The sequence below is a fragment of the Microbacterium sp. SSM24 genome, assembly GCF_025989145.1.
Classification (GTDB): Bacteria; Actinomycetota; Actinomycetes; order Actinomycetales; family Microbacteriaceae; genus Microbacterium.
This window is the reverse complement of sequence record NZ_JAPDNQ010000002.1, coordinates 294015-311842: the sequence shown is the minus strand read 5'-3', so window position 1 is coordinate 311842 and position 17828 is coordinate 294015. Positions and strand designations below refer to the sequence as shown.

Here is a 17828-nt window from a genome sequence, read left to right as displayed (position 1 = left end):
GCCCTCGGTTCACGCGCCTCGGGCGATCGCCTCGCTGGTCCAGCGCGCGTGGAGGGCCCATGGATCATCGACGCCCGCGGCGAGCACGTCGATGTGCGCGAGCAGCGCCGGAGACCGGCGGAACCACTCCGTGCCGGTGAAGCGATCTTCCGCGAACTCCGTGTGGCGACGGCGCTCGCGCGTGCGGTCCCCGCGTTCGAAGGCGAGCAGCTCGTGGTGCCAGATCGCGGACAGCCGCTGCCGGGGGTTGCCCGTCGTGCCGATCTTGATCCGATCGTCGAAGCGGAGGTAGTACACGACGTCGACTCGGGGCGGCGGAAGCTCATGGTCGACGAGTTCGCCGTGGCGCCATTCGCACACGGCGCAGAGCCACCCGGACGGGTACCGCACGCCCAGTGGCGACCCGCACAGACCGCACGGCGACGGCAGGACGTCGGTGACTCCGTGGCGGGACTGCTCCCATTCGGATGCCGCCGCCAGGTGCCAGTCGCACAGCGACACCGGCGACTCCGGCGAGACGGAGCCGCGGCATCCGCTCCTCACGAGGCATTGATCGGGCACGGACGCGAGTCTAGGAACCCGCTCCGACATCGTCGGAGCAGGCGAAAGGGCCGGAACCCGAAGGTCCCGGCCCTTTCTGGATCTCGATGAGCGCTGTGCGCTACTCGATCGTTGATCCGGAGATCAGCGGCCCGACAGCTTCTCGCGCAGTGCGGCGAGAGCCTCGTCGTCGGCCAGCGTGCCGCTCGAGGCGCTCTCCGAGGAGAAGCTCGAGGAGCCGGTCTCGACGGGCGCGTTCGCCTCGGCCTCGAGGGCCTTGGCGACAGCAGCCTTGTGAGCCTCCCAGCGACCCTGGGCAGCGGCGTACTCCTGCTCCCACTTCTCGCGCTGGGCGTCGAAGCCCTCGAGCCAGGCGTTGGTCTCGGGGTCGAAGCCCTCGGGGTACTTGTACTCGCCGTTCTCGTCGTACTCCGTGACCATGCCGTAGAGGGCGGGGTCGAACTCGGTGCCGTTGGGGTCGACCGACTCGTTCGCCTGCTTGAGCGAGAGCGAGATGCGGCGACGCTCGAGGTCGATGTCGATGATCTTGACGAAGACCTCTTCGCCGACCGACACGACCTGCTCGGCGAGCTCGACGTGCTTGCCCGACAGCTCCGAGATGTGCACGAGGCCCTCGATGCCGTCTGCGACGCGCACGAACGCACCGAACGGGACCAGCTTGGTGACCTTGCCCGGCGCGACCTGACCGATCGCGTGCGTGCGGGCGAAGACCTGCCACGGGTCCTCCTGGGTCGCCTTGAGCGAGAGCGACACGCGCTCGCGGTCCAGGTCGACCTCGAGGATCTCGACGGTGACCTCCTGGCCGACCTCGACGACCTCGGAGGCGTGCTCGATGTGCTTCCACGAGAGCTCGGAGACGTGCACGAGGCCGTCCACGCCGCCCAGATCGACGAACGCACCGAAGTTGACGATCGACGAGACGACGCCCTTGCGGACCTGACCCTTGTGCAGGTTGTTCAGGAACGTGGTGCGCGACTCGGACTGCGTCTGCTCGAGCAGAGCGCGGCGCGAGAGCACGACGTTGTTGCGGTTCTTGTCGAGCTCGAGGATCTTCGCCTCGATCTCCTGGCCGAGGTACGGCGTGAGGTCGCGGACGCGGCGCAGCTCGATGAGCGACGCGGGGAGGAAGCCGCGGAGGCCGATGTCGACGATGAGACCACCCTTGACGACCTCGATGACCGAACCGGTCACGACACCGTCGTTCTCCTTGATCTTCTCGACGTCACCCCAGGCGCGCTCGTACTGAGCGCGCTTCTTCGACAGGATGAGGCGGCCTTCCTTGTCCTCCTTCTGGAGAACGAGCGCCTCGACGGCGTCGCCGACCTTGACGACCTCGTTGGGGTCGACGTCGTGCTTGATGGAGAGCTCGCGCGAGGGGATGACACCCTCGGTCTTGTAGCCGACGTCGAGGAGGACCTCGTCGCGGTCGATCTTCACGACGGTTCCTTCGATGAGGTCGCCGTCGTTGAAGAACTTGAGGGTCAATTCGACCGCGGCCAGGAAGTCCTCAGCAGATCCGATGTCGTTGATGGCGACCTGCTTGGTGGCCGGGGCGGTCGTTGCGGTAGTCATGTAGTGGGTTGTCCTTGTTGGGTTGGGTGTCGGGCTCGGTCCGAGATTCTGCCCTCCGGTCGCACGATGGCGAACGGAAGCCTCGAGCCGAAGCGAAGCGGATTGTTGTGGTGCGATGTCACTCTGCTCCTGGCGGAAGCCGGAGCCGAGGCGTGGCAAGAGAGCCACACGAGTGACACTCCAGAGTAACAGAACGCGGGCCGCGCCCGCGATGTTCCCGGGCCGGGCGCTACGGGCGAAGCAGCACCTTCGTCGCGCGACGCTCGTCCATCGCCGCGTAGGCTTCGGCCGCTTCCGCGAGCGGCAGCTCCAGATCGAAGACCAGACCCGGGCGGATGGCCCCCGACCGCACGTCGGGCAGGAGCTCCTCGATGTAGCCGCGCACCGGCGCCACCCCCCCGGCGACGCCGACGTTCCGGCCGAACATCTGGCGGATCGGCAGCTCGGGACCGCCGTTCGGGACGCCGACGTAGCCGACGCGGCCGCCGGGCCGGGCCGAGCGCAGCGCCTGGTCCATCGACTCCTTGGTGCCCACGCACTCGAGCACGCGATCGGCGCCGATTCCACCGGTGAGCTCGCGGATGCGCGCGACCCCGGCATCCCCTCGCTCTTCGACGATGTCGGTGGCGCCGAACTCGCGCGCAAGTGCCTGGCGCTGCGGATGCCGCGACATGGCGATGATCGTCGTGGCTCCGAGCCGCTTCGCCGCGATGATCGCGCAGAGGCCGACCGCGCCGTCCCCGACGACGGCCACCGTATCGCCGGCGCCGACGCCCGCGGACACGGCGGCATGGTGGCCCGTGCCCATGACGTCGCTCAGAGTCAGCAGCCCGGGAATCTCCTCGTCGGCCACCGGACCCGGTACGACGGCGAGGGTGCCGTCGGCGAGCGGCACGCGCACGCGCTCGCCCTGCCCGCCGTCGGCGAAGCCGCCGAACCGGTCGTCGCTCCCCCACCAGCCGCCGGCGAGGCACGACGTGCTCACACCGTTGCGGCAGTTGGCGCACGTCCCGTCGCACACGTAGAACGGCGCGATGACGAAGTCGCCCGGCTTCACCGCGCGGACCTCGGGGCCGACCTCCTCCACGACCCCCACGAACTCATGGCCGATGCGGTGGGGCTCGTCGGTCGGGGTGACGCCGCGGTAGGGCCAGAGGTCCGAACCGCACACGCAGGCGGCGACGACGCGGACGATGGCGTCGGCGCCGGTGGAGAGGGAAGGATCGGGGACCTCTTCGACGCGGATGTCGCGCGGAGCGTGGATGACGGTGGCAAGCATGTGTCGAGCCTAGGCCGACCCGCGGTCGGGCGGGACCGCCCGTAGGGTGGGCGCATGACGATCGCGCCCGGCACGTACCGCCATTTCAAGGGAGGCCTCTACACGGTCATCGGCGTCGCACGCCACTCCGAGACCGAGGAGGAGCTCGTCGTCTACCGGCCGCTCTCGGGCGAGCAGGGGCTGTGGGTGCGGCCCGTCGGTATGTGGAACGAGGCGGTCGATCGCGACGGCGTCGCGGGTCCTCGCTTCACCCTGATCGACTGAACCCGGGCCACGGGGCTCAGCCCGCCACGGCGTGGCCGATGTGCTCGTCCCCCGCACCGAACCGCAGAGTGCGGCCGATCGTCGTGTCGTCGGAGACGGTCGCCGCGATCACGGCGGCCACATCCGCGCGCGACACCTCGCCGCGACCTTCGGGGTCGAGGGCGATGCGGCCCGTGGGAGCGTCGAGGGTGAGCGTGCCCGGCGCGAGGATCGTCCAGTCCAGATCGCTCGCCGCGAGGTGCGCGTCGGCCGCCCACTTCGCATCGGCATAGGCGAAGAACGAAGACTCCGCGTCGACGCCGTGGTCTTCGCGGGAACCGATCCACGACACCATGACGTACCGCGTGACCGAGGCCGCCGACGCTGCGGTCATCGATCGGATCGCCGCGTCGCGATCGACGGCGTATGTGCGGGCGGGATCACCGCCGCCTGCGCCGGCCGACCAGATGACGACGTCGTTGCCGCCGATCACGTTGGTCAGCTGGCCGACGTCCAACGACTCGATGTCGGCCACCAGCGGCTGCGCGCCGGTCGCCGCGACGTCGGCCTCGTGGTCGGGGTTGCGGATGACCGCTGTCACGGTGTGCCCCTGGGCCACGAGCATCGGCTCGAGCAGCAGGGCGACCTTTCCGTGTCCGCCGAAGATCAGGATGCGGGCCATGAGAGTCCTTCCGTCGATTCACGCTAACGCGATGCGCGGGAGACCGGGATGGGGTTGACGGTGGCGGAGTCCTCGCTACGGAGTCGGGGATGCGGCATCCGTCCCCTCCCGAGCGCTCGCGAGCAGGCTGTGACGGCGGCCCCACAGCAGGTAGAACGCGAGCACGACGAGGACCCACGCGGCGAACCATGCGTACGTCTCCCAGCCGAGACCCGAGATCAGGTAGCCGCACGCCAGGATCGACAGGATCGGCGTGACGGGATACCCGGGAACGCGGAATGCGCGGGGCAGGTCGGGTCGTGTGCGCCGCAGCACCATCACGGCCAGCGACACGACGATGAAGGCGACGAGGGTGCCCATCGACACCAGGTCCCACAGGTTCGACAGCGGAATGAATCCGGCCAGGAGAGCGACCACCACCGCCGCGACGACCGTCGAGAACACCGGCGTGTGCGTGTGCGGTGCCACGCGGGCGAACGGCCGCGGCAGCAGGCCGTCCCGTCCGATGGCGTGAAGGATGCGGCTCTGCCCGAACAGTGTCACGAGCGTGACCGAGAAGATCGAGATCACCGCTCCGGCCGCGAGCACGGTCGCCGGCCACTGTGCGCCGAGCACGTCGCCGAGGATCACGGCGAGACCGGCGCTCTGCTGGTCGGGGTCCTCGAAGTCCTGCCACGGCTGCGCGCCGACCGCGGCGAAAGCGACGAAGAGGTACACCGCCACGACGACCGCCAGCGCGATCAGGATGGCCCGCGGCAGCGACCGCTGCGGATCACGCACCTCGTCCCCGGCCGTGGACACGGCGTCGAGCCCGATGAAGGTGAAGAAGATGGTTCCGGCGGCGGCGGTCACGCCGGCAGCACCGTGCGGCGCGAAATCGGCGAAGTTGTCGGCGTTGAACGCGCTGATGGCGATCGCGCCGAACATCAGCAGCACGCCGATCTTGATGATCACCATGACGGTGTTGACGGTCGCCGACTCCCGCGTCCCTCGGATCAGCAGCAGCGCGCACAGGCCGACCAGCACGACCGAGGGCAGATTGATGAGCCCGCCCTCGAGCGGACCCACGGTCAGCGCGGTCGGGATGGTCCAGCCGAAGAGATCTCCGACGAGACGACCGAGGTAGCCGCTCCAGCCCGAGGCGACGGCCGCGGTCGACACGCCGTACTCGAGCACCAGGCACGCGGCGACGCCGATCGCGACGACCTCGCCGAGCGTGGCGTAGGCGTAGGAGTAGGTCGATCCGGACACCGGCACGGCCGAGGCCATCTCGGCGTAGCAGACCGCCGACAGGCCGGCCGCGATGGCGGCGACCACGAACGCGACGATGACCGCGGGCCCGGCGAGCGGCACGGCCTCATGCATGACGAAGAAGACGCCCGTGCCGATCGTCGCACCGACGCCCAGCATCGCGAGCTGGAAGGTGCCGATACCGCGAGTCAGACCGCCCGGCGTCGGTGCCGGCGGAAGGACCGGCTTGCGACGGAAGATCTCCCGCACGATGCTCATGGGTCGTCCTCCCGGTTCCCGCGCCACCCGCTGCGGCGCGCCTGCCACGGTACCCTCTCGCCTTCGGCACCGGGCTGCGCTCCCCGTGCGACGGCGGGAGGGTGATTTCCTCCGCCTCATACTTACGCACACGGCCGCCGCGCGGCAGAATTCGGCAGAGGGACCGGACACACGAGGGAGAACGCGATGGCCGAGCCGACACCGCCGGCACAAGCGCCGAAGCCGCGGAAGCTGCCGCGCCGCCCAGCATCCACCCTCGCCGAGAAGTGGACGCGCATCGACGACGTCGACGTCTTCTACCGGGAGTCGCCGGTGCGGCCCGACGACCCGCGCGTGATGATGCACGTGCACGGCTTCGGACTGTCCGGTCGCTACCTGCTGCCGACGGCGGAGCGGCTCGCCGACGAGTTCCACACGTATGTGCCCGACCTCCCGGGCTTCGGCCGCAGCGGAAAGCGGCGGGACATGCTCGACATCCCCGACCTCGCCGAAGCGGCCCGCGACTTCATGGACGACCGCGGCGTCGAGAAGGCCACGCTGGTCGGCAACTCGATGGGATGCCCCGTCATCATCGAGTTCGCCCACACCTACCCGGAGCGGATCGACCGCGCCGTCCTCGTCTCCCCCGCGGGCGGGCTCTTCAACCAGCCGCTGCGCCGCGCGATCACACAGCTCTCGAAGGATGCCCCGCGCGAGCCCACCCGCATGGCGCGCGTCGCCGTGCCCGACTACGTGCGCTTCGGCGTACCCAGCACGGTGCGCATGTTCAAGGCGCTGACGCAGTATCCGTCGCTGCAGCGGCTGCTCGAGATGAAGATCCCCACTCTCGTGGTGCTCGGCGAACGCGACCCGCTGCTCCCCCACGCGCACCGTGTCGATGAGATCGCGAGTCAGACCGACAGTCACGTCCTCGTCGTCCTCCTCGAGGGCGCGGCGCACGCGATCAACTTCAGTCACCCCGGCCAGCTCGCGCACGTCATCCGTGCCTTCATGGACGATGAGGCCATCGTGAACGACCCGTCATGGCCGGGCTACGTGCGGCTCTACGAGGTGCACCGCGGCAAGCACCACCCGCCGCCCAAGGCGAGCGCCGACTGAGTCAGCCGGCGGTCGGCCTCGCACCTCGGTGCACGGCCAGGTGCGCGAGGTAGGCGTCGGCGTTGCGCACGATGCCCGCGCGCTCCTCGTCGGTGAGCTCCCGTCGCACCTTCGCCGGCACACCGGCCACGAGAGACCCCGGCGGGACGACCGTGCCCTCGAGCACGACCGCACCGGCCGCGACGAGGCATCCGTCTCCGATCACTGCGCCCGAGAGAACCACGCTCCCCATGCCGATGAGCGATCCGTCGCCGATCGTGCACCCGTGCACGACGGCGTTGTGACCCACCGACACGTTGCTGCCGATGACGACAGGGTGGCCCGCATCGACGTGCACGGAGACGTTGTCCTGGAGATTGCTCCCCGCACCAACGGTGATCGTGTCGCTGTCGCCCCGCAGCACCGCGTTGTACCAGACGCTGGCGCCCGCAGCGAGGGTGACGTCTCCGATCACGCGAGCGCCGGAGGCGACGAACGCCTCCGGATGGATGCCGGGGGCGCGCCCCGCGACCGCGAGGACGGCGGCGTCTTGCGAGATCGTCATGCCACGACCCTATCGATCCGGCTACGGCGCGGTGGTCGCGAGGCGCTCCTTGATCGCCGCGGTGTACCAGGGGGCGAGGGTGTCGGCGAAGGTCACGGTGAGGTGGTCCTGATCGCGGTAGACGTTCGCCCCTCCGATCACCGGCGAGCAGGTCTCGTCATCGCAGAAGACATCCGTGAAGTCGAGAAGGGTGACCCCGTCGCGCTGGGATGCCGCCTCCCGCAGCGGATCGTCCGCCACGAGCACGTCAGACCTGGCGCCGACGCACTCGGACTGCTCGCGCGTGCGCAGGCACTTGTTCGGGTCGGTCTCCCACACCGGGTTGTCGACGACGGTGATGACGGGGATGCCGCGGTCGAGCATCTCGTCCCACGCGTCGACGTAGCCGGCGACCGCCGCGTCGTACGACGAGTCGAATCCGGCCGACGAGTACGGCGTGGTCGCGATCGCCGCGGTGAACACCGCGTCGACGTCCGCCGCGGCGAGGTCTGCGGTGACGGCCTCACGCCACTCGGTGCAGGCATCGCCGAACGCGCCGGGCGTCGCGAGCGGCGTCGTGTTCCACGGGCATGCGCCCTTGAGCCAGGTGACGACCTGCCAGCCCTCCGCCTCGGCCATGCGATCGAACGTCGAGATGAGCTGGTAGGCGTGGCTGTCGCCGATGAGCGCGACCCGCGGCGCGTCGGGATCGTCCGAGCCGAGCGTGCACGAGACCGGTCGCGCGTCGGTGAGCTGCACGAAGCAGTCCCCCATCTGCGGCCGATCGATTCCGGCGAAGCCGGGCGCGGGAAGGATCTGGTCGCCGAAGTCGGCGGACGCGCAGGTCGGATCCAGCACGGACGCCGCACCGAAGCACGGCGGCGGGTTCTCCTGCAGCTCCTGGATGGCACGGAAGCCGGCGTTGTAGGCGGGCGCGTTGACGAACCACGCCGTTGCCGCGACCAGCGCGACGACGACCATCGCGCCGAGGGAACTCCACAGCGTGGCGCGCGCGGGCCTCGATGTGAGGACCTTCCACTGCCGCACCGGGTCCTCGACGAATCTCTTCGTGAGCCATGCCAGCACGAAGCACACGCCGAGCAGCGCGACACGGTGGTAGATCGTCAAGCCCCAGAAGGGCACGGAGGGCGCGATGATGATCAGCGGCCAGTGCCACAGGTAGAGCGAGTAGGAGATGTCGCCCACGAACTGGGCCGGCCGGATCGCGAGCACGCGCGTGGGGTACCACCAGCGCCGGGTGTTCGACGCGGCGATCACCGCGGCCGCACCGAGTGTGGGAAGGACGGCCATGTATCCGGGGAACGGCGTCTGCCCGTCGAACTGGAAGATGACGTACACGAGAACCGCGATGCCGCCCCAGCCGAGCAGGAAGCTGCCCACCGCGTTGCGCACTCGCAGCAGCGGGACGAGCGCGATCATCGCGCCGACGCCGAACTGCCACATGCGGCCGAAGGTCACGAAGTAGGCGGGAGCCGGATTGGTGATCGTGAAGACGACGCAGAAGGCGAACGAGACCAGCGAGACCACCGCCAGCGTGGTGATGACCGCGCGACGTCGCGCCCCGCGGAACCATTTCACGCCGATCCACGCCGCCAGCAGCATCAGCAGCGGCCACATGACGTAGAACTGCTCCTCGAGCGACAGCGACCAGTAGTGCTGAACAGTGGTCGGGTCGCCGGAGTGGTTCAGGTAGTCGGCCGAGTTCAGCGCGAGGTACCAGTTCTCGACGTAGAACGTCGAGGCGAGGATCTCGCGCACCTCGTTCGGAAGCGCCGAGGTCGGCGTCAGGTAGGGCGACATCGCGACGATCGCGCACACGAGCAGGACCAGAAGGGATGCCGGCAGCAGGCGCCGCGCGCGGCGTGCCCAGAATTGGCCGAGGCGCACGGTGCCCGTCGCCGTCAGCTCGCGCATCAGGTGCGAGGTGATGAGGAAGCCCGAGATCACGAAGAAGATGTCGACGCCGACGTATCCGCCGGAGAAGCGCGCGGGCCAGAAGTGGTAGAGGACGACCGCCAGCACGGCGATCGCTCGAAGCCCCTGCACATGAGGGATGTAGCGCGAGGGCTCGGCGTGCTCGGGCGACCGGTCGCGCGGCTCTCGCGTCACCTGCACGGCAGGCTGACCGAGATTCTGGGGTCCGAGGTCGTGATCGGCGGAAGGCACTCAACGACGTTAGCCGGTCCGGGCTGACAATCCGTCCCGACAGGTCGGATGCTCGCGACACCGGGTTAGCGGAGCCTTGTCTTGCTTGCGGAATGTCCCGGTCTGAGTAGCGTTGCAACCACTGGAGGACGCACGTCGCAGAAGGCGTCCTCCCGAAGATGGAGACGAGACATGACGAAGACGAACACCACCCCCGCCACCGCCGCCGACCCGACTGTGGCCGCAGCCAGCGCCCAGTTCCTCACCCCCGTGGTCCTCGGGCTCCAGGCGCTCGCCGTCAACGGCAAGCAGGCTCACTGGAACGTCCGCGGCGCCAACTTCATCGCGATCCACGAACTGCTCGACTCGGTCGTCGCCAACGCGCAGGCCGGCGCCGACCAGGCCGCCGAGCGCATCGTCGCCCTGGGCCTGCCGATCGACGCCCGTGCGAGCACGGTCGCCGCCAAGACCACCTCCACGGTCCCTGCCGGGTTCACCCAGTGGGATGCGCTCATCCGCACCGTGATCGCCGACATGGACCTCGTGATCGCCGACGTCCAGGCCGCGATCGACGGACTCGACGAGTTCGACCTCACGAGCCAGGATGTCGCGATCGGCATCAAGGAGACGCTCGAGAAGGACCGCTGGTTCCTCTTCGCCCACCTGGCCGAGTGATCGAGATCCCCTGAGTCTGCACAACGCCCCCGGCCGCCGCCGGGGGCGTTGTGCGTGTCAGCCCCGCTGCAGGAACGCGAGCACGGCGAGCACGCGACGGTGCTCTGTGCCCGACTCCTCGAGCCCGAGCTTCGCGAAGATGGCGCTGATGTTCTTCTCCACGGCGCCGACCCCGATGAACAGCCGTGCCGCGATGCTCGCATTGCTGCGTCCCTCCGCCATGAGCGTCAGCACGTCGCGCTCGCGCGGGGTGAGCGTCGCGAGCGGATCCGGTCTCGACGCGATCAGCCCCTGCACGACCAGCGGATCGAGGACCGTCCCGCGCTCGCGGACGCGGTGCACGGCATCCGTGAACTCCTCCAGCGAGGTCACGCGGTCCTTCAGGAGGTAGCCGACCCCGCCGTCGCCGCCCGCGAGAAGCTCCCGCGCGTAGACGCCTTCGACGTACTGGCTGAGCACGAGGATGCCCACGTCGGGAAGCGCGGAGCGCAGCGTCAGCGCCGCACGGATCCCCTCGTCCCGAAATCCCGGGGGGAGACGGACGTCGAGGATGGCGACATCCGCCCGTGCCTCCCTCACACGCTCGACGATGCCCTCGGCGTCACCCCATGCCCCGGCGGTGACGTAGCCGGCCTCGTCGAAGAGGCGCACCAGTCCCTCCCGCAGGAGGACGGAGTCCTCGACGAGAACCACGCGCACCGGCTCGTCATCTGGCACACCGCCAGCATAGGGAGCGCTCATGACGCCGCGGCGAGTGGGACGTGCGCGCCCACGGAGGTCGGGCCGCCCACGGGACTGTCGACGACGAGCATTCCCCGCAGCCCCGCGATGCGCTCGCGCAGTCCCTCCAGACCGTGACCGGGCGAGTAGGCGGCTCCCCCGCGCCCGTTGTCCACGACCCAGACATCCAGCATCGACGGCGTCCCGCTGACCGAAGGTCGCAGCGCAGCTTTGAGCGTGACAGCGGAGGCGCCGGAGTGCTTCACCACGTTCGTGAGCAGCTCGGCGACGACGAAGTACACGGTGCGGGCCACCTCGGGGCTGGTCACCTGGTCGATCAGCGGATCGATGTCGGTGTGCACCGTCAGGGGCGCACCCGCCGCCGTCGCCGCGAGTGCGGCGGCCAGCCCGCGATCCTGCAGGAGCGGCGGCGCCACGCCGCTGGACAGGGCGCGCAGCTCGTCGAGCGCCGCTTTGGCGTGGCCCCGCGCCTCGCGTGCGAGCTCGGCTGCGGCATCCGCGTCCCCGGACTCGGCGCGGCGCTCGAGAGCCGCGAGATCGAGCTGGAGGCGCACGAGGCGCTGCTGCGGGCCGTCGTGGATGTCGCGCTCGAGGCGGCGGAGCGCGACGTCCTCGGCCTGAACGGCCGAGGAGCGGGCGGCGGCCTCGGCGCGCACTTCGGCGGCGAGGTCGTCGGACTCCCAGCGGCCGAGCATCCCCGTCGCGACGGAATGGTGCGCGAGGGCGAGTCCGCCGAGCACCCACGGCATCGTGAAGGTGAACACGATTCCGGCGATGGAGTAGAGCACCACCTCGACGGTCCACGAGGACCACGAGCCGAACAGCCAGGGCAGCGCCTCGGAGACGTACTGTCCCCACGCGCCCCCGTCCCCGTCGCTGCCGTAGCCGCGCGGGAGGAACGCTCCCCAGAACGAATAGGTGAGTCCGCCGAGCCCGACACTCAGCCACACCGTCGTGAGAGCGAACGAGATCGTGCTGATGATCGGGCTCACGATCATGCCGTGCACGAGGTAGATCCAGTAGTGCGCGTTGCGCACCGGGCGTGTGAGCGTCATCCAGAACCCGCCGGTGCCGGGCCGGTCGCGATTCCACTCCGGCTCTCCGATGCGGGGCAGTCCGGTGAGCCACAGCAGGCCGCGGTCGGCTGTTCCGAAGCCGCGCGCCACGAACAGGGTGCCGACGACGATCGGCAGACCGATCACGAGCACCAGGAGCCCGACGCCGGTCCAGAACAGCGCGGCGAGCACGCTCACCGAAACCATCGCCAGCACGAACACGGCGAGAAGGTAGACGGCGCTGCCGGGCGTGCGGGTCCAGGCTCGACCGTACGAGGCCCAGAAGCCCGTCGGGGCGGCCACGCTCGCGGGCGCGTCAGTGGTCATGGTGGTCATCGCTGTCTCCCTCGGGACGTCGCAGATCGGGCTGTTGGCCCTCTTCGACGACCAGGAACTGTCCCATCATGCCCTGGTCCTCGTGCCACAGCAGGTGGCAGTGGAACATGTACGGTGTGGTCGGGTCGACGTAGTCCTCGAAGCTCACGAGCAGCCGGTACTCGCGGTCCCACTCGAGCGGAATCGTGTCCTTCCACCCCGACAGGCGAGCGGGCGGTGGCTCCCCGTCGATGCTGAGCACGCGGAACTGCGTGTCGTGCACGTGGAACGAGTGCGGCAGCGGATTGTCGTTGCGCACCGTCCAGACCTCTCGCGTGTCCACGATCGCCGCGAAGTCCACGCGCCCGAGATCCATCTGCGTGTCGTTGATGTCGTGGCCGGACATCACGAACGTGCGATGCGCGGCGGCATCCGCATCGCTCGCGTCCTGGATGTCGACGAGCCTGCGCGGAACCTCCGGCGACGGCGTCAGAGACGCTGCGCTCCGCAGCTGAAGCACGTCGAACGCCGCGCCGCCCGCGTGCAGCGCGGGATCCGGCGCCTGCGAGCGGAGCACGGTCTCGTCCCCGGGTCGCACGGTCACGACGATCTCGGCGCGCTCCCCCGGTGACAGCGGGATGCTGGTGACGGGAACCGGCGCCGTGAGCAGACCACCGTCCGTTCCGATCAGGTCGAACGTGCGGCCGTCGTCGAACGCGAAGTCGTACATGCGCGCACTCGACCCGTTGAGCAGGCGCAGCCGCACCCGCTCCGTCGAGGCCTCGAAGTACGGACCGACCGTGCCGTTCACGAGGATCGTGTCGCCGAGCACGCCGTCGAACTGCATGCCGAGGCCGCCGGCGAACGCCCCGTCCGCGCTGAAGGAGCGGTCCTGCACGATGAGGGGCACGTCGTCCACGCCGTACTCGCGGGGAAGTGCGAGCGCGCCCTCGGTGTCATCCGTGAGGAGGAACATCCCCGCCAGCCCTGCGTCCACCTGTTCCCGCGTCCGACCGTGGAGATGCGGGTGGTACCAGAGGGATGCCGCGGGCTGATCGATGAGCCACTCCGGCGCCCACGTCGTGCCCGCCGCGATCGGGGTGTGCGGGCCGCCGTCCATCACCGCCGGGAGATGCATGCCGTGCCAGTGGACCGTCGTGCTCTCGTCCAGTGCGTTGTGGACCTCGACGCGGACGCGCTCGCCGCGCGCAGCGACGAGGGTCGGACCCAGATAGGAGCCGTTGTAGCCGAGCGTCGGGGTCTCGCCCTGCGCGACGAACGTCGTGCGGCTCTCGCGCGGCTCGAGCCGGAACACGCGGACGCCGTCCTCGAGCGTGGACGGGGCGAGCTCCGGAATCAGCAGGGGCTGCGTGAAGGACGTCGTTCCGGGGGCGGGAGGGGCGGGTCGAGAGGAGTTGACGGCGAACCACGCGGCCACCCCGACGGCAAGCACCACGAGCGGGACGGCGATGAGCACGGCGACGAGTCCACGACGACGGCGCCGCGGGACGGTGGGGGCCGCCGGAAGGGGCGAGGGAGCGGGCAGGACCATGACTCCAGCCTCGTGAGCGAGGCCGCGGGACGGCATCCGATCCCCACCCCGATCGAGACGGGGGCTGACCCCCCCTCCACGCCGGACGTCAGGCGAGGTGGGTGAGCCTGCCTTCGAGGAGCGTCGCCCGCACCTCCATGCCGCGCATCTCGGACTCGCTCGCACGCAGCGGATCATGCGCGCAGACGGCGAGGTCCGCGCGCATGCCGGGCTCGATGCGGGCGGGAGTCGCGGAGCCGCCGTACGTCGATGCTCCGAGCGCCGTCGCGGCGTCGAGGCGCTGGTGCGCCTGCCACGGCTCTCGACCGTCGCGGGTGCGGAAGACGGCCGCGGCCATCGCCGCCCAGGGGTCGAGCGGCGACACGGGCGCGTCCGACCCGAACAGCAGATTCGCTCCGGTGTCGGCGAGCGAGCGCAGCGGGTACGGCTGCGCGGTCTGCCCGGCCCAGATGGTGTCGGTCATATCGCGGTCGTCGATGGCGTGCTCGGGCTGCACGCTGGCGGCGACGCCGAGGCGTCCGAACCGCGGGATGTCGGCGTGCGCGACCAGCTGCGCGTGCTCGATCGTGCCCCATGCCCCCGTGGCGGCGTAGGCGTCGAGCGCGTGCGTGTTCGCGACGTCGCCGATCGCGTGGATCGCCGAGGCGATCCCCGCCCCCGTCGCACGGGTCATGAGGTCGACGAGCGTCGCGATGTCGACGGTCAGGAGGCCGAGATTGTGCGGGTCTCCCGGGTACGCGTGCGAGCACGCCGCCGTACGGGTGCCGAGGGATCCGTCCGTGATGACCTTGAGGGGGCCCACGCGGGCGAGATCGGATGCCGCGCCCCGCGCGGGATCGCCCGTGCGCAGTCCGTCGGCGATCGCCCGGTCGAGGAACTCCGGATAGATCCCGAACGAGACCCGCAGGGCGTCGAACCCGGCGCTCGTGCGCCGTGCCCAGGCATCCTCGTTCCACGCCATGTCGAGGTCCACGAGGCCGACGACGCCGCGGGCTGCGGCATCCTGCGCCATTTGCACCACCAGCGGATCGGAGACCTCGGGTGCGACGGCGTTGAGTCGTCGGGAGATCTCGAACGCGGGCGCCTCCCGGAGGAGGCCGACGCCGTCGGGAGTGAGACCCTCGCGGCGCAGCGCGGCCGAGTTCAGCCACACGCTGTGGACGTCGGCATTGATCAGATAGGTCGGCACGTCTCCGGTCGCGGCGTCCAGCACCTCGAGCGTCGGGGCGTCGGGCCACAGGGCGTCGCGGAACCCCGTCCCGATGCGACGGCCGTCGGGCAGCGAAGCGGCGGCGCCCATCAGGGCAGCCGCGTGGGCAGCGGAGGACGCCGTGCCGAGCGCCTCGCGCTGGGCTGCCAGCGCCCACTGCACGACGTGCACGTGGTGGTCCCACAGGCCGGGAACGAGCCAGCCACCGCCGCCGTCGACCACGAGGCCGGTGCGCGGGAGGGCTCGCGCCGGCGCGATGTCGACGACGACTCCGTCTGCGAGGTGCACATCGACGAGGTCGTCGACGAACGGGTCGGTGCGCTGCGACCCGGTCAGCCGCACGTCGGCGAGGACAGCGGGGCTCTCTCCGCGAACGGCGCTCACCGGGCGGCCCTGCGAGCATCGAGGGCGCGCTGCATCTCCGCGGGCAGTCGCGGATCGACGTACGCGCCACCCTCGCCGAGCTGCGCGATGATCGTCTCGACGACGTCGTCGGGCCTGTTCTGGCTGAGCTTGCGCTTGGCGACCACCTTCGTCGGCGTGAGCCGGAATCCGACCGTGCCCCGCTCGAGCCGCGTGACGTAGTCAGGATCGTTCGGGCGCTCCCACAGCAGGCGGGGCTGCGGCATCCCGCTCTCGAAACGCGCGACGAGACGGTCCAGCACGCGCAGGTTCTCCTCGGGGGTGAGGATCTCGGGGACGCCGGTCAGGTGGGCGGAGACGAAGTTCCACGTGGGGACGTTCGGGGCGTCGCCGTACCAACTGGGAGAGATGTACCCGTGTGGACCCTGCACCACCACCAGCAGCTCGCGCTCGCCGAGCCCATGGATGAGGTCGTCGGGCTTGCCGACGTGGCCGACGATCGTGAGGTCGTCCCGGTCGCCGTCGAGCAGGACGGCGTAGTGCGACGCGACGAGCCCGTCGTCGGTCGCGCTGACGAGGGTCATCCAGGGGTTCGCGTCGATGAGACGGCGCAGCTCGGTGACATCCGTCATCGCGAAGCTCGGGTTCTGGCGCATGGCTCCCAGCCTACGGTCGGCGCCGGCCCGGGGCCGTGATCAGCGCTGGCACGAGGGGCACCAGTACAGCTTGCGCGTGGCGACCTCCTCGACGACGATCTCGGTGCCGCACACCCGACACGGCAGCCCCGCGCGGTGATAGACCCAGTGCCGGTCGTCGCGGCTCGCCATCGCCTGGCGGTACGCGTCGGGCGCCAGGTCGTCCATCGTCATCATCTGGCCGGTCTCGACCCCGATCGCAAGGAGTCGCACCCAGTCGCGCCACAGCTCGCGCACGAGCTCTTCGGGCACATCGCGCCCCGGAGTGTGCGGGTTCAGCCGGGCCCGGTAGAGCAGCTCGGCGCGGTAGACGTTACCGATCCCGCTCACGACGGACTGGTCCATAAGCAGCAGCCCGATCGGCGTGGGCTTGCGGCGGACGACCGCGGCGAACCGCTCCTCGCCCTCCGCGACGTCGTCGACGAGGGGGTCGGGCCCGAGCTTGGCGATCGTCGCAGCGACCTCGTCGGGGGTCTGGAGTGCGCACGCGGTAGGCCCGCGCAGGTCCGCCGCCGTCGAGGGCGTGAGCAGCCGCAGACGCACCTGTCCGACGACCGCGGGCGGCCATTGATCGCCGTCGTCTGCGAGTCCCGTCGTCTGCTCCGACATCCGCACATGGACCCGGGTCCTGCGTGGGGCGCCGATCGAGGTCAGCGAGTTCTCGCCGGCGGAGTCGAGGATCGGTGCGACGAGGTCGGTCCCGCGCTGGTTCGTCTGTCCCATGCGGCCGTTGGCCGACGCGATGGTGGGATCGACGAGGATCTCACCGGCGAAGTCCCACGCCCCGTACATGCCGAGATGCACACGCAGCCAGAGATCGTCGTCGAACTCCAGGAACATCTGCTTGCCGACCGCCCTCACCGCCGTCGCGGTGCGGCCGTCGATCAGCGCCGCGCCTTCGACGAACCGCCCCTGCGGACTCGAGGCCGCGACTGTGCGACCGACGAAGTTCCGATCGAACTGGCGGGCGATCCGGTGGACGGAGTGACCCTCGGGCATCGCCGGGTCAGCCCGCCTCGGGGTCGAAGGAGCTGTCGTCGGCGGCGAGCACATCGGGCTGCCCGGTGCTCGCACGCGGGTCCGGCTCCAACGAGCCGTCCTCCTCGAAGGCGGCGAGCTGGCCGATGCGGCGCGCATGACGCTCCTCGCCCGAGAACGGGGTGGCGATGAAGCGGTCGATGAACGTCGCCGCCTCGTCGAAGGTGTGCTGGCGTGCACCGATCGCGATCACGTTCGCGTCGTTGTGCTCGCGTGCGAGCTCGGCGGTCGCGATGCTCCAGGCGAGCGCCGCGCGCACACCGACGACCTTGTTGGCCGCGATCTGCTCGCCGTTGCCCGATCCGCCGAAGACGACCCCGAGGGCGTCGATCCCCGCGCTCTGATCGCGCACGACAGCCTGGGCGGCGCGGATGCAGAACGCCGGATAGTCGTCGAGCGCGTCGTACTCGATGGGGCCGTGGTCGATCACCTCGTGGCCGGCGGCCGCCAGATGGTGCTGCAGCTGCGTGGAGAACTCGAGGCCGGCGTGGTCGGTCGCGATGTGGATGCGCATGGGCACCATCCTAGGGAGCGGCGCCGGGGCTTCCGGC

17 protein-coding genes are annotated in these 17828 nt (G+C 70.2%); 3 read left to right on the top strand and 14 right to left on the bottom strand.

Going from position 1 to position 17828, the window contains the following annotated elements:
• Nucleotides 1-9: 9 nt before the first annotated feature.
• The 3 genes from OL358_RS13400 to OL358_RS13390 all read right to left on the bottom strand — a co-directional run bounded on the left by OL358_RS13400 (nucleotide 10) and on the right by OL358_RS13390 (nucleotide 3412).
• Nucleotides 10-561, bottom strand: coding sequence for a GIY-YIG nuclease family protein (locus OL358_RS13400; protein WP_264710567.1), 552 nt, complete (start codon nucleotides 559-561; stop codon nucleotides 10-12).
• Between the two features lie 123 nt (nucleotides 562-684).
• On the bottom strand, nucleotides 685-2133 hold the full coding sequence (gene rpsA, locus OL358_RS13395; RefSeq protein ID WP_264710566.1) for a 30S ribosomal protein S1: 1449 nt from the start codon (nucleotides 2131-2133) through the stop codon (nucleotides 685-687).
• 229 nt (nucleotides 2134-2362) lie between these two features.
• The gene (locus tag OL358_RS13390; protein ID WP_264710565.1) at nucleotides 2363-3412 is read right to left on the bottom strand and encodes a zinc-dependent alcohol dehydrogenase family protein; all 1050 of its coding nucleotides are present in this window, start codon (nucleotides 3410-3412) and stop codon (nucleotides 2363-2365) included.
• A 54-nt stretch (nucleotides 3413-3466) separates the two neighbouring features.
• Here OL358_RS13390 and OL358_RS13385 point away from each other — a divergent pair, with 54 nt between their 5' ends.
• Nucleotides 3467-3676 carry a DUF1653 domain-containing protein gene (locus OL358_RS13385; protein ID WP_264710564.1) on the top strand — a complete coding sequence of 70 codons (210 nt, stop codon included), beginning with the start codon at nucleotides 3467-3469 and terminating at the stop codon, nucleotides 3674-3676.
• A 16-nt stretch (nucleotides 3677-3692) separates the two neighbouring features.
• Here the strand turns inward: OL358_RS13385 and OL358_RS13380 are convergent, their stop codons facing one another.
• Both OL358_RS13380 and OL358_RS13375 read right to left on the bottom strand, forming a co-directional pair.
• Nucleotides 3693-4337, bottom strand: a complete 645-nt coding sequence (locus OL358_RS13380; RefSeq protein WP_264710563.1) for an SDR family oxidoreductase — start codon at nucleotides 4335-4337, stop codon at nucleotides 3693-3695.
• Nucleotides 4338-4412: 75 nt separating this feature from the next.
• On the bottom strand, nucleotides 4413-5846 hold the full coding sequence (locus OL358_RS13375; RefSeq protein WP_264710562.1) for an APC family permease: 1434 nt from the start codon (nucleotides 5844-5846) through the stop codon (nucleotides 4413-4415).
• Nucleotides 5847-6032: 186 nt separating this feature from the next.
• On the opposite strand from OL358_RS13375, the gene OL358_RS13370 reads away from it, so the two are divergent.
• The gene (locus tag OL358_RS13370) at nucleotides 6033-6944 is read left to right on the top strand and encodes an alpha/beta fold hydrolase (RefSeq protein ID WP_264710561.1); all 912 of its coding nucleotides are present in this window, start codon (nucleotides 6033-6035) and stop codon (nucleotides 6942-6944) included.
• Between the two features lies 1 nt (nucleotide 6945).
• On the opposite strand, the gene OL358_RS13365 is transcribed toward OL358_RS13370, so the two are convergent.
• Together OL358_RS13365 and OL358_RS13360 are read right to left on the bottom strand one after the other, a co-directional pair.
• Entirely contained in the window at nucleotides 6946-7488 is a 543-nt protein-coding gene (locus OL358_RS13365) for a gamma carbonic anhydrase family protein (RefSeq protein WP_264710560.1), read from the bottom strand.
• 21 nt (nucleotides 7489-7509) lie between these two features.
• On the bottom strand, nucleotides 7510-9654 hold the full coding sequence (locus tag OL358_RS13360; RefSeq protein ID WP_264710559.1) for an acyltransferase family protein: 2145 nt from the start codon (nucleotides 9652-9654) through the stop codon (nucleotides 7510-7512).
• 171 nt (nucleotides 9655-9825) lie between these two features.
• Here OL358_RS13360 and OL358_RS13355 point away from each other — a divergent pair, with 171 nt between their 5' ends.
• Entirely contained in the window at nucleotides 9826-10308 is a 483-nt protein-coding gene (locus OL358_RS13355) for a Dps family protein (protein ID WP_264710558.1), read from the top strand.
• A gap of 57 nt (nucleotides 10309-10365) precedes the next feature.
• Here OL358_RS13355 and OL358_RS13350 read toward each other — a convergent pair whose 3' ends face one another.
• The 7 genes from OL358_RS13350 to OL358_RS13320 form a co-directional block, all read right to left on the bottom strand.
• On the bottom strand, nucleotides 10366-11049 hold the full coding sequence (locus OL358_RS13350; protein WP_264710557.1) for a response regulator transcription factor: 684 nt from the start codon (nucleotides 11047-11049) through the stop codon (nucleotides 10366-10368).
• The gene (locus OL358_RS13345) at nucleotides 11046-12440 is read right to left on the bottom strand and encodes a sensor histidine kinase (protein WP_264710556.1); all 1395 of its coding nucleotides are present in this window, start codon (nucleotides 12438-12440) and stop codon (nucleotides 11046-11048) included. The genes OL358_RS13350 and OL358_RS13345 overlap by 4 nt, the downstream gene beginning before the upstream one ends.
• Nucleotides 12421-13971, bottom strand: coding sequence for a multicopper oxidase family protein (locus OL358_RS13340; protein ID WP_264710555.1), 1551 nt, complete (start codon nucleotides 13969-13971; stop codon nucleotides 12421-12423). Before OL358_RS13340 ends, OL358_RS13345 begins: the two co-directional genes overlap by 20 nt.
• An 88-nt stretch (nucleotides 13972-14059) precedes the next feature.
• Nucleotides 14060-15565: an amidohydrolase gene (locus OL358_RS13335; RefSeq protein ID WP_264710554.1), complete on the bottom strand. Its 1506-nt coding sequence runs from the start codon at nucleotides 15563-15565 to the stop codon at nucleotides 14060-14062.
• A complete protein-coding gene (locus OL358_RS13330; protein WP_264710553.1) occupies nucleotides 15562-16200 on the bottom strand; it encodes an FMN-binding negative transcriptional regulator in 639 nt (212 codons plus the stop codon). Before OL358_RS13330 ends, OL358_RS13335 begins: the two co-directional genes overlap by 4 nt.
• A 39-nt stretch (nucleotides 16201-16239) precedes the next feature.
• Complete coding sequence (locus OL358_RS13325) at nucleotides 16240-17238, bottom strand: Fpg/Nei family DNA glycosylase (protein WP_264710552.1); 999 nt, start codon at nucleotides 17236-17238, stop codon at nucleotides 16240-16242.
• Between the two features lie 7 nt (nucleotides 17239-17245).
• On the bottom strand, nucleotides 17246-17791 hold the full coding sequence (locus tag OL358_RS13320; RefSeq protein ID WP_264710551.1) for a ribose-5-phosphate isomerase: 546 nt from the start codon (nucleotides 17789-17791) through the stop codon (nucleotides 17246-17248).
• Nucleotides 17792-17828 lie beyond the last annotated feature (37 nt).

Bases quoted from the DNA above. Each gene is read 5' to 3' on its own strand.
- rpsA (WP_264710566.1), bottom strand. From the start codon at position 2,133: ATGACTACCGCAACGACCGCCCCGGCCACCAAGCAGGTCGCCATCAAC.
- OL358_RS13390 (WP_264710565.1), bottom strand. From the start codon at position 3,412: ATGCTTGCCACCGTCATCCACGCTCCGCGCGACATCCGCGTCGAAGAG.
- OL358_RS13385 (WP_264710564.1), top strand. From the start codon at position 3,467: ATGACGATCGCGCCCGGCACGTACCGCCATTTCAAGGGAGGCCTCTAC.
- OL358_RS13380 (WP_264710563.1), bottom strand. From the start codon at position 4,337: ATGGCCCGCATCCTGATCTTCGGCGGACACGGAAAGGTCGCCCTGCTG.
- OL358_RS13375 (WP_264710562.1), bottom strand. From the start codon at position 5,846: ATGAGCATCGTGCGGGAGATCTTCCGTCGCAAGCCGGTCCTTCCGCCG.
- OL358_RS13370 (WP_264710561.1), top strand. From the start codon at position 6,033: ATGGCCGAGCCGACACCGCCGGCACAAGCGCCGAAGCCGCGGAAGCTG.
- OL358_RS13365 (WP_264710560.1), bottom strand. From the start codon at position 7,488: ATGACGATCTCGCAAGACGCCGCCGTCCTCGCGGTCGCGGGGCGCGCC.
- OL358_RS13355 (WP_264710558.1), top strand. From the start codon at position 9,826: ATGACGAAGACGAACACCACCCCCGCCACCGCCGCCGACCCGACTGTG.
- OL358_RS13350 (WP_264710557.1), bottom strand. From the start codon at position 11,049: ATGAGCGCTCCCTATGCTGGCGGTGTGCCAGATGACGAGCCGGTGCGC.
- OL358_RS13345 (WP_264710556.1), bottom strand. From the start codon at position 12,440: ATGACCACCATGACCACTGACGCGCCCGCGAGCGTGGCCGCCCCGACG.
- OL358_RS13340 (WP_264710555.1), bottom strand. From the start codon at position 13,971: ATGGTCCTGCCCGCTCCCTCGCCCCTTCCGGCGGCCCCCACCGTCCCG.
- OL358_RS13330 (WP_264710553.1), bottom strand. From the start codon at position 16,200: ATGCGCCAGAACCCGAGCTTCGCGATGACGGATGTCACCGAGCTGCGC.
- OL358_RS13325 (WP_264710552.1), bottom strand. From the start codon at position 17,238: ATGCCCGAGGGTCACTCCGTCCACCGGATCGCCCGCCAGTTCGATCGG.
- OL358_RS13320 (WP_264710551.1), bottom strand. From the start codon at position 17,791: ATGCGCATCCACATCGCGACCGACCACGCCGGCCTCGAGTTCTCCACG.